The 14,679-nt window shown below is 40.0% G+C and carries 14 protein-coding genes and 2 pseudogenes; all 16 read left to right on the top strand.

Annotated features, from left to right (window positions below; translation table 11 throughout):
* Nucleotides 1-31 precede the first annotated feature (31 nt).
* The 16 genes and pseudogenes from lrp (at nucleotide 32) to P4S60_RS09455 (ending at nucleotide 13,996) form a co-directional block, all read left to right on the top strand.
* Nucleotides 32-512 (top strand): annotated as a pseudogene (gene lrp, locus P4S60_RS09530) (leucine-responsive transcriptional regulator Lrp).
* Nucleotides 513-653: 141 nt separating this feature from the next.
* Nucleotides 654-3,146 carry a DNA translocase FtsK gene (locus P4S60_RS09525; protein ID WP_337115798.1) on the top strand — a complete coding sequence of 831 codons (2,493 nt, stop codon included), beginning with the start codon at nucleotides 654-656 and terminating at the stop codon, nucleotides 3,144-3,146.
* A complete protein-coding gene (gene lolA, locus P4S60_RS09520) occupies nucleotides 3,146-3,772 on the top strand; it encodes an outer membrane lipoprotein chaperone LolA (RefSeq protein WP_337115797.1) in 627 nt (208 codons plus the stop codon). The genes P4S60_RS09525 and lolA overlap by 1 nt, the downstream gene beginning before the upstream one ends.
* A gap of 3 nt (nucleotides 3,773-3,775) precedes the next feature.
* Nucleotides 3,776-5,113, top strand: a complete 1,338-nt coding sequence (locus tag P4S60_RS09515) for a replication-associated recombination protein A (protein WP_337115795.1) — start codon at nucleotides 3,776-3,778, stop codon at nucleotides 5,111-5,113.
* Nucleotides 5,106-5,491, top strand: a pseudogene (gene crcB, locus P4S60_RS09510) (fluoride efflux transporter CrcB). The gene P4S60_RS09515 and the pseudogene crcB overlap by 8 nt, the downstream one beginning before the upstream one ends.
* A gap of 9 nt (nucleotides 5,492-5,500) precedes the next feature.
* Complete coding sequence (gene serS, locus P4S60_RS09505) at nucleotides 5,501-6,805, top strand: serine--tRNA ligase (protein WP_337115794.1); 1,305 nt, start codon at nucleotides 5,501-5,503, stop codon at nucleotides 6,803-6,805.
* 139 nt (nucleotides 6,806-6,944) lie between these two features.
* On the top strand, nucleotides 6,945-8,267 hold the full coding sequence (locus tag P4S60_RS09500; protein WP_337115793.1) for an ABC1 kinase family protein: 1,323 nt from the start codon (nucleotides 6,945-6,947) through the stop codon (nucleotides 8,265-8,267).
* A 214-nt stretch (nucleotides 8,268-8,481) separates the two neighbouring features.
* Nucleotides 8,482-8,835 (top strand): hypothetical protein, encoded by a 354-nt coding sequence (locus P4S60_RS09495; protein WP_337115792.1) that lies wholly within the window; start codon nucleotides 8,482-8,484, stop codon nucleotides 8,833-8,835.
* Between the two features lie 124 nt (nucleotides 8,836-8,959).
* Nucleotides 8,960-9,229, top strand: a complete 270-nt coding sequence (locus tag P4S60_RS09490) for a hypothetical protein (RefSeq protein ID WP_337115791.1) — start codon at nucleotides 8,960-8,962, stop codon at nucleotides 9,227-9,229.
* 107 nt (nucleotides 9,230-9,336) lie between these two features.
* Nucleotides 9,337-9,603 (top strand): hypothetical protein, encoded by a 267-nt coding sequence (locus P4S60_RS09485; protein WP_337115790.1) that lies wholly within the window; start codon nucleotides 9,337-9,339, stop codon nucleotides 9,601-9,603.
* Nucleotides 9,604-9,724: 121 nt separating this feature from the next.
* Nucleotides 9,725-10,201 carry a hypothetical protein gene (locus P4S60_RS09480; protein WP_337115789.1) on the top strand — a complete coding sequence of 159 codons (477 nt, stop codon included), beginning with the start codon at nucleotides 9,725-9,727 and terminating at the stop codon, nucleotides 10,199-10,201.
* Nucleotides 10,202-10,315: 114 nt separating this feature from the next.
* A complete protein-coding gene (locus tag P4S60_RS09475; RefSeq protein ID WP_337115788.1) occupies nucleotides 10,316-10,825 on the top strand; it encodes a hypothetical protein in 510 nt (169 codons plus the stop codon).
* A gap of 785 nt (nucleotides 10,826-11,610) precedes the next feature.
* Entirely contained in the window at nucleotides 11,611-12,048 is a 438-nt protein-coding gene (locus P4S60_RS09470) for an SUKH-3 domain-containing protein (protein ID WP_105182056.1), read from the top strand.
* A 108-nt stretch (nucleotides 12,049-12,156) separates the two neighbouring features.
* Entirely contained in the window at nucleotides 12,157-12,615 is a 459-nt protein-coding gene (locus tag P4S60_RS09465) for a hypothetical protein (protein ID WP_337115787.1), read from the top strand.
* A 107-nt stretch (nucleotides 12,616-12,722) separates the two neighbouring features.
* Entirely contained in the window at nucleotides 12,723-13,256 is a 534-nt protein-coding gene (locus P4S60_RS09460) for a hypothetical protein (RefSeq protein WP_337115786.1), read from the top strand.
* 302 nt (nucleotides 13,257-13,558) lie between these two features.
* A complete protein-coding gene (locus P4S60_RS09455; protein WP_337115785.1) occupies nucleotides 13,559-13,996 on the top strand; it encodes a hypothetical protein in 438 nt (145 codons plus the stop codon).
* The last annotated feature ends 683 nt before the right edge of the window (nucleotides 13,997-14,679 follow it).

The following is a 14,679-nucleotide window of genomic DNA, read 5'->3' as shown; positions in this document are numbered from 1 at the left end:
TATATAACAGTTTAAAACTCTGGTTAGCCATATGCACCAATTACTCGACAGGATAGACCGTAAAATTTTAATGGAATTACAGCTCGATGGTCGGATCTCTAATGTAGAGCTCGCGCGGCGTGTAGGCCTAAGCGCCACCCCGTGTTTAGAACGGGTTAAAAAGCTTGAAAGAGAAGGTTATATACTTGGATACAAAGCGGTAGTCGATCCTGCTAAGCTCGGTCAAGGATTATCCGTGTATGTAGAAGTCACTATCACGAAAACCTCGCCAGATGTGTTCGAAGAGTTTAACAGTCGCGGTTAAAAAACACGACGAAATAATCGAATGTCACTTAGTGTCGGGTAATTTCGACTTTTTATTAAAAACGCGGGTAAATGATATGTCTGAATATCGCAATGTACTGGGTGATATTCTGCTAAAACTACCTAACGTTAGTGAAAGCCGAACTTATGTGGTAATGGAAGAAGTAAAAGGTGAACAAGGGGTCATTATTCGCCCATATATCGCCTAAACTGTTAAAATACACATTGAGTAACAAAAACTTGTTCATTATCAGTCCATCAAGGTTAAGATAAAGTGCATCAAACGGCATTTCCTGCTAAGGTATTTCACTGCTAATCGATAAGTAAAGAATAATAAGGAATAGGGAGCTATGCGCCTAAATGGTGTTCAAAGACTGTTAGAAACGGGGCTAATCATCAGCACCTTTGCTGCAGTATTTATTTTATGTGCATTAATCAGTTTTGATCCTGCCGACCCTTCATGGTCGCAAACCGGTGAATTTGTTAATGTTAAGAATATTACCGGCACAGCGGGAGCTTGGGTTGCAGATATCCTATTACTCACTTTTGGCTGGCTTGCTTATTTAGTACCTCTTGCTATTCAGTTGTTTGGTTATTTACTGTTTAAACAACCACACCGTATTTTTCAGCTTGATTACACCACACTTGCCTTACGTGTAATTGGCTTTGCGCTGTTTATTACTTCAGCGACAGCCATCAGCAGCATTAATTTTGATGATATTTATAATTTTTCATCCGGTGGGGTAGTGGGAGATGTCATCGCTACAGCCATGATGCCGACCTTTAATTTTACCGGTACCTCTATTTTATTACTGTGTTTTTTCTTTGCAGGTTTAACCTTATTAACCGGTATTTCGTGGGTACAATTTGTCGATTTTGTTGGCAAATGGGTGATGAAAACATTCTACTTTTTGCGTGAGCAATTTTCTGCCTGGATGCACCGCGAGAAAGAAGCCGTTAAAGACGTTGCAACTACAGAACCTGATGCAAACTTTGTCGAGCCAGAAAACGAACCTGCAATTGGTTTTAACGATGCCGAAAAAGATGAGCCAAAGCAGACTAAAGCACAGCAGAAGCCTGCTGAAAAAGCCAATGATGACTTCCAAGGTTTTGATGAACTAGACGATATTCTTGACCAAGAAATTGGTTTTAGTGCCCTTGATGATGAATCTTTCGATACAGTATCAGCACTTAATGCGCTTGATCAAAGCCCCGTTTTAGAACCAGAGAAACCAGTTACAACGGTTGTTTCGCCTGCGCGCCCAATGCCTAAACCAAAACCAGCGTATCAGCCACCGCCAACGGCAAAAGAAAAGTTTGAAGCCTTACTTGAAGAGCAACCGCCAGCAAATCCGTTGCCGTCGCTTGATTTATTAGACCGCCCTGATAAAGCGAAAAACCCATTATCGCAAGAAGAGCTTGATGGTATTTCGCGTTTAGTTGAAACAAAATTACTTGATTTTAATATTCAAGCTGCGGTGGTTGGGGTTTACCCGGGTCCGGTTGTAACGCGTTTTGAGCTTGATTTAGCGCCGGGTATTAAAGTGGCCAAAATCACAGGTTTATCAAAAGATTTAGCGCGTTCACTGTCTGCTGTGAGTGTCCGTGTGGTAGAGGTAATTCCGGGTAAAACCTATGTGGGTATAGAACTACCAAACAAACACCGTGAAATCGTGCGCTTAAGTGAAGTTATTAACGCGCCTAAGTTTGAATCAAACCCATCACCACTGACTATGGTGTTAGGTAAAGACATTGCTGGCGAGCCAGTATGTGCTGACCTTGGCAAAATGCCACATTTACTTGTTGCGGGTACCACAGGTTCAGGTAAGTCAGTGGGCGTTAATGTAATGATATTAAGCTTACTGTACAAATCGGGCCCTGATGATGTTCGTATGATCATGATCGACCCGAAAATGCTTGAACTTTCTGTGTACGAAGGCATCCCACATTTATTATGTGAAGTTGTTACCGACATGAAAGAAGCAGCCAATGCATTGCGTTGGTGTGTAGGCGAAATGGAACGTCGTTATAAGCTGATGTCGGCACTTGGTGTGCGTAACTTAAAAGGTTACAACCAAAAAGTGTTGGATGCCAAAGAAGCGGGTCAACCGATTCTAGATCCACTGTTTAAAGATACCGACGGCATGGCCGATGGCCCAGCAGAGCTAGATAAACTACCAAGTATTGTGGTGGTGATTGACGAATTTGCCGACATGATGATGATCGTGGGTAAAAAAGTGGAAGAGCTGATTGCACGTATCGCGCAAAAAGCCCGTGCTGCAGGTATTCACTTAGTGCTAGCAACACAGCGCCCATCGGTTGACGTAATTACAGGTTTGATTAAAGCGAATATTCCAACCCGTATGGCGTTCCAAGTTTCAAGTAAAATTGATTCGCGTACCATTTTAGATCAGCAAGGCGCTGAAAACTTACTTGGTATGGGTGACATGCTTTACTTACCGCCGGGTACCAGTGTACCAGTGCGTGTGCATGGCGCGTTTGTTGACGACCACGAAGTACATGCGGTTGTAGACGATTGGAAAAAACGCGGCAAACCAAATTATATTGATGAAATTTTAAGTGGTGATGCCACAGAAGAAATTTTACTACCAGGAGAAACCAGTGAAGACGGTGATGAAGAGTCAGATCCGCTTTACGATGAAGCAGTATCATTTGTAATTGAAACCGGCAAAGTGTCGGTATCGAGTGTACAGCGTAAGCTTCGTGTAGGTTATAACCGCGCAGCTCGCTTAGTTGAACAAATGGAAACATCAGGCATTGTTAGCGCACCAGGACACAACGGTGCCCGCGAAGTCTTAGTGCCAAATGGTGGAGCAAATTAATGAAAAAAATTAAATACCTAGCCCTAATTATGGGTTGTTTATTAAGCGGTCAAAGTTTTGCAGACGATAGCGAAGCGTTGCAACAACAACTGGCTGCGATTAAAAGTTTTAAAGCACAGTTCTCACAGCAAGTGACCGATTCACAAGGTGAAGCTATCATGCAAGGTGAGGGGAATATTGCCCTTCAGCAGCCTATGATGATCCGCTGGCAACAGCAAAGCCCAGACGATACCTTGTTTGTATCAAATGGTGACAAAACGTATTACTTCGACAGCTTTGCTGAGCAAGTAACGATTATGAATACCCACAGCCTGATTGATTCAACACCGTTTGTATTGCTGACCTCAAAAGATCCAGAGCAGTGGGCTAAATACCAAGTTGTGGCAACCGATGCTGGCTTTAGCGTCACACCAAACAAAGGCGTTGAGAGCCAAGTTGAAAAGCTAGACATTCACTTTAATGCTAAAGAGCAAGGCCTCGCATCACTAACGGTATTAGATACCTCTGGTCAGCAGTCTTTATTTACCTTTAAAGATGCCAAGGTAAACGAAGCACTGGCAGCTCAAACCTTTGAATTTACTATTCCTGAGGGCGTTGAAGTTGACGACCAAAGCCAAGGTGATTAAGGCTTGAGTACCCTCGGATTTAATTTTGGTCCTGATGTGCGCCCACTTGCGGCGCGCATGCGACCTGAAACACTTAATGACTACATTGGTCAGCAGCACCTTTTAAGCCCCGATAAACCTCTTTACCAAGCGATTCTTGCAGGTCGATGCCACAGCCTCATTTTGTGGGGGCCGCCTGGCGTTGGTAAAACCACCTTAGCGCAAATTATTGCGAACCATGCCGATGCCAGCCTTATTCAAATGTCGGCAGTCACAGCGGGTGTAAAAGACATTCGTGAGGCCGTAACCGAAGCAAAAGCAAATCTTGCTGGGCGAGGGCAGCGCACCTTATTGTTTGTTGACGAAGTGCATCGTTTTAATAAATCTCAGCAAGATGCATTTTTACCACATATCGAAGACGGTACGTTTATTTTTGTTGGCGCGACCACCGAAAACCCATCATTTGCACTTAATAACGCGATACTGTCTCGTGCTCGTGTGTATGTATTAAAAGCACTTGAGCAAGCCGATTTATTTAACGTAATTGAACGCGCTTTACGTGAAGACGTAGAGCTCAGCCAAAAACACATAGACATTGCCGATAATGCTAAACAAGCGCTTTGCCAAGCAAGTGATGGCGATGCACGTAAAGTACTTAACCTGTTAGAGCAAGCGGTTGATTTAACCACGGAGCAGCAGGGTAAATACCTTGTTGATCAACATGTTTTAAGCCAAGTTCTACCAACTCACTTAGCCAAGTACGACAAAGGCGGTGATGAGTTTTACGACTTGATTTCAGCGTTTCATAAGTCTGTACGAGGTAGTTCACCTGATGGTGCTTTGTATTGGTACTGCCGTATTTTAGCAGGTGGCGGTGACCCACTTTATGTAGCAAGGCGATTATTAGCGATTGCTACAGAAGATATTGGCAATGCTGACCCGCGAGCAATGGAAGTGGCACTCAATGCATGGGATATTTTTCAACGTGTTGGCCCAAGTGAAGGTGAGCGTGCTATCGCACAAGCCACCATTTACTTAGCCAGTGCCCCGAAAAGTAACGCTGTGTATATGGCGTTTAACCAAGCTATGCAAGATGCTAAAAATGAGCCGAGTCATCCGGTGCCAGAGCATTTACGCAATGCACCAACTAGCTTAATGAAAGACTTGGGTTATGGCGCTGAATATCGTTATGCGCACAATGAAGAAGGGGCATTTGCTGCAGGTGAAAAGTATTTCCCTGAGGCAATTAATGATCGCCAGTATTACTTCCCAACTGACCGTGGGCTTGAACAAAAAATAAAACAAAAGCTGGACTATTTAACCCAGCGCAACGAGCAAAGTGATATTAAACGTTATGAATAGTTTGAAACTTTACATGATGATTGCAATGGGTGGCGCTTCAGGGGCATGTTTACGCTACTTTCTTAGCGAAACCATGCTAAAACTGCTCGGTAGGGGATTCCCTTTTGGCACATTGACAGTTAATATTCTTGGTTCATTGTTAATGGGCATTTTATACGGCTTGATTGAAAAAGAAATAATCGCTGTTAGCCCCGCTAAAACCTTAATTGGTATTGGCTTTTTAGGTGCATTAACCACCTTTTCAACATTCTCAATGGATTCGTTGTTGCTCTTGCAACAAGGTCACTTTTTAAAATGGCCCTCAATATCACCTTAAACGTGGTGGTGTGTATATTTATGGCTTGGCTGGGCCTTCAGCTGGTAATGCAAAAAGGTTAAAAATCAAACATGTTAGATTCTAAATATTTACGTCAAGATATCGAACAAGCGGCTGCACGTTTAGCAACACGCGGTTTCGAACTTGATATTGCAGCGGTAACTGCACTTGAAGAAAAACGCAAAACATTACAAGTAAAAACGCAAGAACTTCAAAGCGAGCGTAATGCAAGTTCCAAAGCTATCGGCCAGGCAAAAGCGAAAGGCGAGCACGAAAAAGCACAACAGCTGCTTGATTCAGTCAGTAACCTTGGCGATCAACTAGACAGCGTTAAAGCAGAGCAAGACGCAGTACTCGAAGAGCTTAAGCAAATTGCACTAGCTATTCCAAACTTACCTGATGAGTCAGTACCAGTAGGTGAAGACGAAGACCAAAACGTTGAAATTTCAACCTGGGGTACGCCTAAGTCATACGATTTTGAAGTAAAAGATCACGTTGATGTTGGTCAAGACGTAAACGGCCTAGACTTTGAAATGGGCGTTAAAATCAGTGGCGCACGTTTTACTGTTATGCGTGGTCAAGTTGCACGTATGCACCGTGCTCTTACGCAGTTTATGCTTGATACGCACACAGACAAAAACGGCTACACAGAAATGTATGTACCTTACCTAGTTAATAGCGCAAGCTTATACGGTACAAGCCAATTACCTAAATTTGCTGGTGACTTATTCCACACATTAGGTTTAGTGGATGATGACGGTCAGCAACAACCAGGTTTTAGCTTAATTCCTACAGCAGAAGTACCACTTACGAACAGTGCTCGTGACGAAATTTACGACGAAAGCGACTTACCAATTCGTTTAACCGCGCATACGCCTTGTTTCCGTAGTGAAGCTGGTAGCTATGGCCGTGATACACGTGGTCTTATTCGTCAGCACCAATTCGACAAAGTTGAATTAGTACAACTAGTAAAACCAGAAGATTCAATGCAAGCGCTAGAAGAGCTAACAGGTCATGCTGAGCAAATCTTACAAGCATTAGAGCTTCCATACCGTAAAGTGATTTTATGTACGGGTGATATGGGCTTTGGCGCAGCTAAAACTTACGATTTAGAAGTATGGTTACCTGCACAAAACACTTATCGTGAAATCTCATCATGTTCAAACATGGTTGATTTCCAAGCGCGTCGTATGCAAGCGCGTTTCCGTCGTCAAGGCGAGAAAAAGCCAGAGCTACTTCATACACTAAATGGTTCAGGTTTAGCAGTTGGTCGTACACTGGTAGCAATTTTAGAGAACTACCAACAAGCTGATGGCTCAATTGTTGTACCAGAAGTATTACGCCCTTACATGGGTGGCTTAGAAGTTATTAAATAATTATATTGATATTAAGTTTAAAGGCCGCATCGGGAAACCTTGCGGCCTTTTTGTTGCCTAAAATCTATTAAAATATAAAGTGGATCTAAACCTGAACAATTAACGTATTCAATGCATTAAGTTAATAGTGTGAAGCAATATGAGTAATAAACAAAAGTCTGTGCCAACATCACGATTTTCACGCGCTGCTCGGCTTGGCTCTTTAGCTGGTAAAGTCGCAGGTAATATGTTGTTTGAAGGCACAAAAGCATGGGCGACGGGCAAGCAAACATCACGACAAGAGTTATTGTTACAGCCAAAAAATATTCAGCGCTTTGCAGAGCAGCTTGCAAATCTGCGTGGAGCAGCAATGAAATTGGGGCAGCTGTTATCCATGGACAGTGGTGAATTACTCACTCCTGAGCTATCTGCAATTTTAGCAAGGCTGCGTGCAGAAGCGACACCTATGCCGCAAAAGCAATTAGTCAAAGTGATGCGAGAGCACTGGGGCGATGCGTGGCTAGAACAATTATCACACTTTGAACTTAGGCCATTTGCTGCGGCATCAATAGGGCAAGTGCATATTGCCTATCGTGAATCGGGCGAAAAGTTAGCAGTAAAAGTGCAATACCCAGGTATTGCAAAAGGCATTGCCAGTGATGTTGATAATTTAGCTTATCTTCTGAAGCTCAGTGGTTTGCTACCCAAAGAGGTAGAAATACAGCCTCTTATCGATGAAGCAAAACAACAGCTTATAAACGAAGCTGACTACGAGTTAGAAGCTAATTATTTAAAACGCTACAGCGAGTGTTTAAAGGGTGATGACAATTACCTTATTCCAAATGTGGTAGATTCGCTTAGTTCTTCTCAAGTTCTAGTAATGAGTTTTGTTGAAGGACAAGAGCTAGATGAACTGGCAAGCACACAGCAAGCGCTACGTAACAAAGCGGTTGTACAGCTACTCAGCTTATTTTTACGTGAATTATTTAGCTTTAAACTAGTTCAAACTGATCCAAACTTTGCCAATTATCAATATCAAATCGACAATCAACGCTTAGTGCTTTTAGACTTTGGTGCCACCCGCGAACTACCTCAGCATATTAGTGCTGGTTACTTACAGTTATTATCTGCTGCGATTAATAATGATAGGACAGGTGTGGCAACAGCTGCACAGCAAATTGGCTATTTTCAACAAGGGCTTGCTCAAGAGTATATAGATAATGTCGTCGATATATTTTTACTCGCCTGCGAGCCCCTGCGCCACCAAGGTGAGTATGATTTTGCGAATAGCGACTTACCAAAACGCATAAAAGAACTCGGCCTTAAAATGAGCACCGCCTCAGAGCATTGGCACGCACCACCCGTAGATGCCTTGTTCGTACACAGAAAACTAGCAGGCCTCTATTTAATCGCTGCAAAGCTAGGTGCAAAAGTGAATGTGAATAGTATTTTTAAGGAGTTTGAAGTACAGAGTGATAATTAATTGAACGGGAGTTTGGGGTAACTCTTTCTGCCCCAAGATGAGCGACGAGCGCATTTTCTTTTTTCTGAATATATTTAAGTACCAATAAAAAATTAGAGTTGGCTTTGCCTTAAGTTATTTGTTACTAATAGACTTATTAATACATGCGCGTAACATCGGCAGAAAGATGTGGGACGAGCGCACTATAAAATTGTTATGTGCTAGGAGGTTTCCGTTGCGTGTCGCTTTGCTTTTGATATTGATTATTCTTTTCGGATGCTCAGAGCAAAAAAATATTGATATTCAAGCAATCAAAGAGGCGAAAGACGCGTGGAATGTAAAAATTGACGCCCAACTTCAAGCATCTACTGACTATTCTAATTTAGAAGTTTGGCTAAATGCTCATGCTATGAAAAATGATATGCAAAAAACCTTTGGTGGTGATTCAAATTCAGCCGAATTAGAGAGATTAAAAAGCAAGATAGACCCAAAATGCTATACCAGTTTGTTTTTGCGCTTTGCAGTGAATGATTCATCCCAAGTGGTAAGTCATAAAATTAGTGCTACTCAAGTATGTAGGTATAAATAAAGCACATAACAAACGCATCAATGAATGGACGCCTATAGCTTGGCTGACGCTCGTTCCTCGCTATAATTTTAGCCAAGCTTAATCCGCTCATTGTGCGGGCGTTCTATGCTCTAACAGGTCAGTGATGGATATACCAATTGAAGATGAATTAAAATCTATTTGTATTGAGATAGTTAACCAAGACTACTCAACTCATCAATGGCTTGAAATAGAGTCGAGCGATATGTTTCAGTCTCCATCGTTTGTTGGTGGCTTTGACGCTGATGAATTGGAGTTTTGCTTTAGTTATTCCGATGAGAATCGCACTGAATTTTGGTTTCAGTTTACTTTAGACCAAGCAAAGTCAATTTCAAAAGGTGAAAGCGTTAAGTTGTCTGGCTTAAAATCTGAATAAAAGTACATAACAAGGGCCCAAACCAAAGGACGCAAAACAGCAGGCTTGCGCTCCTTCGTCGCTAATTTTAGCCTGCTAAGCAAACGTTATGTGTATAGGAGGTTGAGGTGACACACGGAGGAGGTGGGGCATTATACCTACTACTTATTTTGTTATTAGTATCTCTACCTGTCACCTTGATTTGGCTTTTTCATGGGCAAGGTAATGCTAGAAAGAGGCGTGCTATAGGTTTCTCTCAAATAGGCATTTTCGCTATAGCAATAATATTATTCTTTTCTGGTGTCAGTTACCTTCAAAATATTGGGTTTGTCGCTGGTTTTATTGTTTTGATAGCTATGTTGATCACACCCGTAGTATTTAAAAACAGAGTGTAATATACACCTAACAAGGCCGTTAAACCGTGGGCACAAAACAGCAGGCTTGTGCTTCTTCGTCGCCAATTTTAGCCTGCTATTTTGTGCTGTTTACGGCAAGCGTTATATTGCAAGGGGAGCTATGCGTAATATAATCATTATTTTAGTCGCTTCGGCACTAATATCTTGCGTTGGAATTCCTGCTGAAATTTTAAAATCCAAATCAGCGGAGTATAAATTTCCTATTCTGCCTAGTACTGAAAGTACAATCGTGTATCTAATATCTCCGGTTGCATACCAAGAACCGAGTGCGCACCAACAAGTAAAAGTTAACGGCATTAATAGTAAGCTATATTTTGGATCCTACAGTTCAATTACATTAGCCGAAGATGCAACTATACAATATCGCTTCAATCACAATTCAAACTTGGTTGATGCTGGTCAATGGAATCAACTTAAAGTAGCAGCTAATAAAAATGAGCTATTTTATGTATTAAAGAATGGTTTATTTACTCAAGTATCTAAAGAGCAAGCTGTCGCTCAAATTGTAACCATTGAATATCGGTATTGTGAATATAAACCAAAGCCTTGTGAGCCAATGGTTTACAATGCAATATAACAATCGCATTAAGGGTGGACGCAAAACGCTTGGCTGACGCTAATTTTAGCCTGCTATTTTGCGGCGGTTAGGCAAGCGTTGCTGTTACCCGAATATTTTAGAAAAGGATTTATTATGAGAATTGGCTTTTTATTAATACCGTTAATTGTAAGTGGTTGTGCAGGCTTACCTAAGTATAAAGCTCCTTTAGCAAATCAGCCTACAGCGACACTAAAAATAAATCATGATTTCAATGCGCCTTTTCTTGGTTACTCTACATTTGTAAATGTTCACTCAGAAGAGGAATCATGTGGAAAATCGTTTGGTGCGGAAAGTGCAGCTCAATTAGTTATTTTGGATGACAGTAATCCTTTAATTTCGCCATTAAATCCAAATGGCGTAAATGTTGTTGCTGATAAAAAATACACCTTCATGATTATGTCTGTTGCAGGCATGAGCAATTGTACAACTTACGCTTCATTCAAGCCAAAAGCAGAGCAGAATTATGAAATAAACGTGTCGGGTAAGTTAGGTGCTTATGACTCATACTGTAAAGCTGAATTAGTCCGTATTGATGGAAAATCAAAAGAAGCTTCACCTATGCAATTCGATTATTATGGTAATTGCAGAGAATCGAATAACTAACACATAACAAGGCACTCAAGCAACGACGCAGCAGAGCTTATCGTTATGTTTTAATGGAGGAGTGGTGGGCTTAGGAAACTGGGATAGCGCAATTATCAAAAGCCTGTCATGGGTAGCCTTAGGAATAATCGTAATAACTTCGGTTATGGCTTCACTACCTACAACCGCTAGTGATATTGCTGACTTATTTGTATCAAGTTTACTTTTTCTAGGTGTCTATTTACTTGTATCGTTGGTCGGGTGGCTATGTGTCGGCTTTCCTGTTCATTGGGTAATTTGTAAATATGCAAATGCTTCCTTCAAGATCTATATGGTAGTTAGTATTCTAGTAAGCTTAACGTTGTATTTTGTTCAAAGTCAGGATTCTGTATTATTTGCGCTGACTGCATTGTCCCAAGCAATGATATTTAGGTTCTATGTGTAAAAGAAAACCTAACAAGCTGTTTAAGCATGGGACTGCTAAAGCTTGGTTCGATTTCGCTACCTTTGCATTTTAGCCAAACATTAATCAGCCCCTAACTGGGTGTTACCAAGGCCTTTCTTTTATAGAGCCGTCCTTCGTCTGTACACAATTGCTTTTCTATTTCGTCAAAGAATATAGCTTTTATAGTCAGGAAAACGATCCTATAGCTCGTTCTTGTCCTAAGAAAAAGCTAAAGCTCCTGCATTTTAGTAGTATTGGCAATTACTTAAGAAGTTTGTTACAAATGAGTCATTCAGAAAAGCGAGCGATACTGTGGTAGAAAAACACCCGATTTGCTCGCTATAAACATGTTAGGTTTTTAATGGACACCGAGCAATATATTCAGAAATTGTTTGACGACTCTGGTTGGTATGAAGGAAGAAATGTAAAAGTACAAACTAATGTTTTGGATTTATTTAAGCCAGCATACAAAAACGCAATAAGAGTTCTAAAAGAATACGGAGGTCTAACCGTAGGTGAAGTCGCTCCAGGTCGAGACTTTTCAGCGAGTGAAATTTGTTTTTACTCTAAAACTTTTGATTTAGGCAAAGAGTTTGATAAATACTGGACTAACATAAATAGCCTCTTCTCTGTTGCCTCAGCTCATCGAGATCACATGCAAATAGTTGTCGATGAATTTAATAACTTTTATATCTTTACAGATCCAGATGAGCAATTATATTTCGGTGGCTCGTTTCAAGATACAGTTAACAAAGTCTTACTTGGTATAAATTACGGAAATGCGCTAAGCAAAACCTAGTTAAGTAATTATGAAAAGGACGCAAAACGCTTGGCTTGCGCTCCTTCGTTGCTAATTTTAGCCAAGCTTTATCCGCCCTCTATGCGGCGTTAGGGTTACAATCAGGCAATGAAGTGGACTGAACCTTGGGTTAAATCAATCCAAAATCAAGAAAGATATAGCCTCATTTCAAAGGGGGTATTAATCAGCTGCCTTATTTGGACGTTGTTTTTCGTTATTTTGGCAGTTGTAAGTCTGTTGACTAAAGATGGCTTTATCAATCATCTGGTTAAAACAATTTGGATTGCGCCTGCAGGAGGTTTTATTTTAGCTTGGGGCTTGTATACGATTAGGTGGCTGTCACCAGTTAAAATTGATTCCGGACCCAAAGGTATTATTAGAATCAAAGCAGATAATATAACTTCGATACCTTGGGAGCTGATATCTTTATATACGTTTATTGTTGACGGCATAGTTTTTAAGTTTACAGATGATAGTGAAATTATATTTTTATTACCTAAAGATATAGATCGAGATTTAATAGCAAAAGAACTTGAAGCACACTCAATCAAAAAAGGTGCTTTATAACCCTAACAAGGCAATCAAATCGAACAAAAAATATTAGGCTGTGTAAGCTCTAAATTGCAGCCTGCAATTTTGTTCCGTTTATCGCGGCGTTAGGCATCAAGGAAAGTATGGACGATAATATTAAGGTCGGAGATTGGGTCAGAAGCTATGGTTCAGGGATATGGAGAGTTCATCGAATTCTAGAACTCAATGATTTTGATATTCAAAGTCAAACTAACAAACCTAGAACTGTTGTTTTCTCTTCACGCTTTGTAAACGACGCTTATAAGCGATCCTTTGCAACAGAATGCTGTGATTCAACATTTGTTTATCATTTGCAACAAGCCGAGCAAGATGAACTCGATTCATTTATCAATCAAAATCCTGATTTATATACTAAATTCAATGCTTATAAACCAAAACCCATTGACGCTATTTACAACGCAAAAATAAATATTCCAGTTTCAAAAAGTGAATCTGAGTTGGAAGAGCTCTTAATTAGTTACCAATCATTATTTCTAGAGCAACTCTTTTGTCAGTTGCATTCTTCAGGTTTAGTTTCAAGTGATAACAAAGGCTGGACAGCACAATTTGTAGCTAAAGATCATGAGGCTGTTGATGGTAAATTAGTGTATAGCTTTTCAACGTTATTGACGTTTTAGATATTAAGAAATCCATTTAAAGAAGTTTTGATTTAATCTGTAAATTGCTTCAAATGGAATAACTTAAAGAGCAATGTTTTTCATAATTCTTTAAGATAACGCGCAAGGAATTATTGTACAACTATCAATGCAACACACTTTAAAGATAAACAATTATAACTTTCTCTTTAAGGATAAGAACTGTAAGCTAAAAAAAACAATAAGAAGGTTGTTTAAAGTTGGCTAGGAAATCGTTTTAGCGAATTTTATTCAAGCTTGATATGCCCATTTTGGGTTTCATAACTAAAGGAATATTACCAAATATGAAGTTATCAGTGTTTTTAATAGCGGCATTATTATCTTTCAATTCTTTAGCATCAGATTATCAATCTGAAATTGATGATTTTTTTAAGCTTTACCAATCTGGTAAGGTAAATGAAGCCGTAGATTCGATTTACAAAACGAACAAATACGTATCTTCAATTCCTGATCAAGTTAAAAATGTTAAAACTCAATTGAATGCTCTTGAAGGACTCGTTGGAGAGATAAACAACGTAGGCAAAATAGACACCTATTTTGTAGGTGACAACTTTGTGCATGTTACTTATTTAGTGACTTATGATAGACAACCTTTACGTTATGAGTTTCAATTTTTTAAAGTAAAGCAAGGTTGGAGAGTCTATTCATTTTCGTTTGATGATGATTTGACTAATGAGATCACTTCACTAGCTAGAGAAGCGGCATTATCTTCTAAAAAGTGAAGGTAACTAGGTCAATTACACAGCATTTGTTAAAAGAGCGAATGCTGTGATGTTTATTTTAAAATACTTACTATAGCAACTCGCTATTTCACTAAAAACTCTGAATTTGCGTTACTCGTAATTGGTAGTGATCCCTTTTGACCTTTTAAAAAGGTTGCTGTTTTGGATTCGGCAATTCTATTATGAAATCAAAAGAACATATATTAGTGATTTTCAAACATAACAAGAAATTAAAAAAGGAGAAAACAGTCGGCGTTTGCTTCTCCGTCGCTGATTTAGCCAAGAATTTGTGCGCCTAATAGTAATGGCGCTGTTCTCAAAAGGAGATTGGTATTAAGCTCAATAGTTTCATCGATAAATTAGAATCGCTATCTGACAGTGAAAGATGCGACTTTTTTCGAATGTTAGCTCACTCATTAACTGTGTCTGTTCGTGTTTATTTGTGGGATAAGGAATTGGATCTCAGCGAAAAGCTCGATAGGATCAAATGGTTAAACGAAATCAATCATAGGGTGATCACCAAAATTATTGTGATACCATATGACAAAGAGGAAATTGAAAGCTTCATTGAAATGGTGAACGACTATATTGAAAAAAATCTGATGATTTATGAACAATTGGAACACTGTTTTAATTCGTCACTCCATCGTATCGGTGGCAAGTGAAAACTTATAAGGCTAACT

It is taken from the genome of Pseudoalteromonas sp. Hal040, from assembly GCF_037162425.1.
Taxonomy (GTDB): domain Bacteria; phylum Pseudomonadota; class Gammaproteobacteria; order Enterobacterales; family Alteromonadaceae; genus Pseudoalteromonas; species Pseudoalteromonas gelatinilytica.
The sequence above is the reverse complement of the archived record's forward strand: the minus strand, read 5'-3'. Positions and strand labels throughout refer to the sequence as shown.

Excerpts from the sequence above, each read along its gene's own strand:
- P4S60_RS09460 (WP_337115786.1), top strand. The coding sequence starts at position 12,723 with ATGGACGATAATATTAAGGTCGGAGATTGGGTCAGAAGCTATGGTTCA.
- P4S60_RS09490 (WP_337115791.1), top strand. The coding sequence starts at position 8,960 with ATGGATATACCAATTGAAGATGAATTAAAATCTATTTGTATTGAGATA.
- P4S60_RS09470 (WP_105182056.1), top strand. The coding sequence starts at position 11,611 with ATGGACACCGAGCAATATATTCAGAAATTGTTTGACGACTCTGGTTGG.
- serS (WP_337115794.1), top strand. The coding sequence starts at position 5,501 with ATGTTAGATTCTAAATATTTACGTCAAGATATCGAACAAGCGGCTGCA.
- P4S60_RS09525 (WP_337115798.1), top strand. The coding sequence starts at position 654 with ATGCGCCTAAATGGTGTTCAAAGACTGTTAGAAACGGGGCTAATCATC.
- P4S60_RS09480 (WP_337115789.1), top strand. The coding sequence starts at position 9,725 with ATGCGTAATATAATCATTATTTTAGTCGCTTCGGCACTAATATCTTGC.
- P4S60_RS09475 (WP_337115788.1), top strand. The coding sequence starts at position 10,316 with ATGAGAATTGGCTTTTTATTAATACCGTTAATTGTAAGTGGTTGTGCA.
- P4S60_RS09465 (WP_337115787.1), top strand. The coding sequence starts at position 12,157 with ATGAAGTGGACTGAACCTTGGGTTAAATCAATCCAAAATCAAGAAAGA.
- P4S60_RS09455 (WP_337115785.1), top strand. The coding sequence starts at position 13,559 with ATGAAGTTATCAGTGTTTTTAATAGCGGCATTATTATCTTTCAATTCT.
- P4S60_RS09500 (WP_337115793.1), top strand. The coding sequence starts at position 6,945 with ATGAGTAATAAACAAAAGTCTGTGCCAACATCACGATTTTCACGCGCT.
- lolA (WP_337115797.1), top strand. The coding sequence starts at position 3,146 with ATGAAAAAAATTAAATACCTAGCCCTAATTATGGGTTGTTTATTAAGC.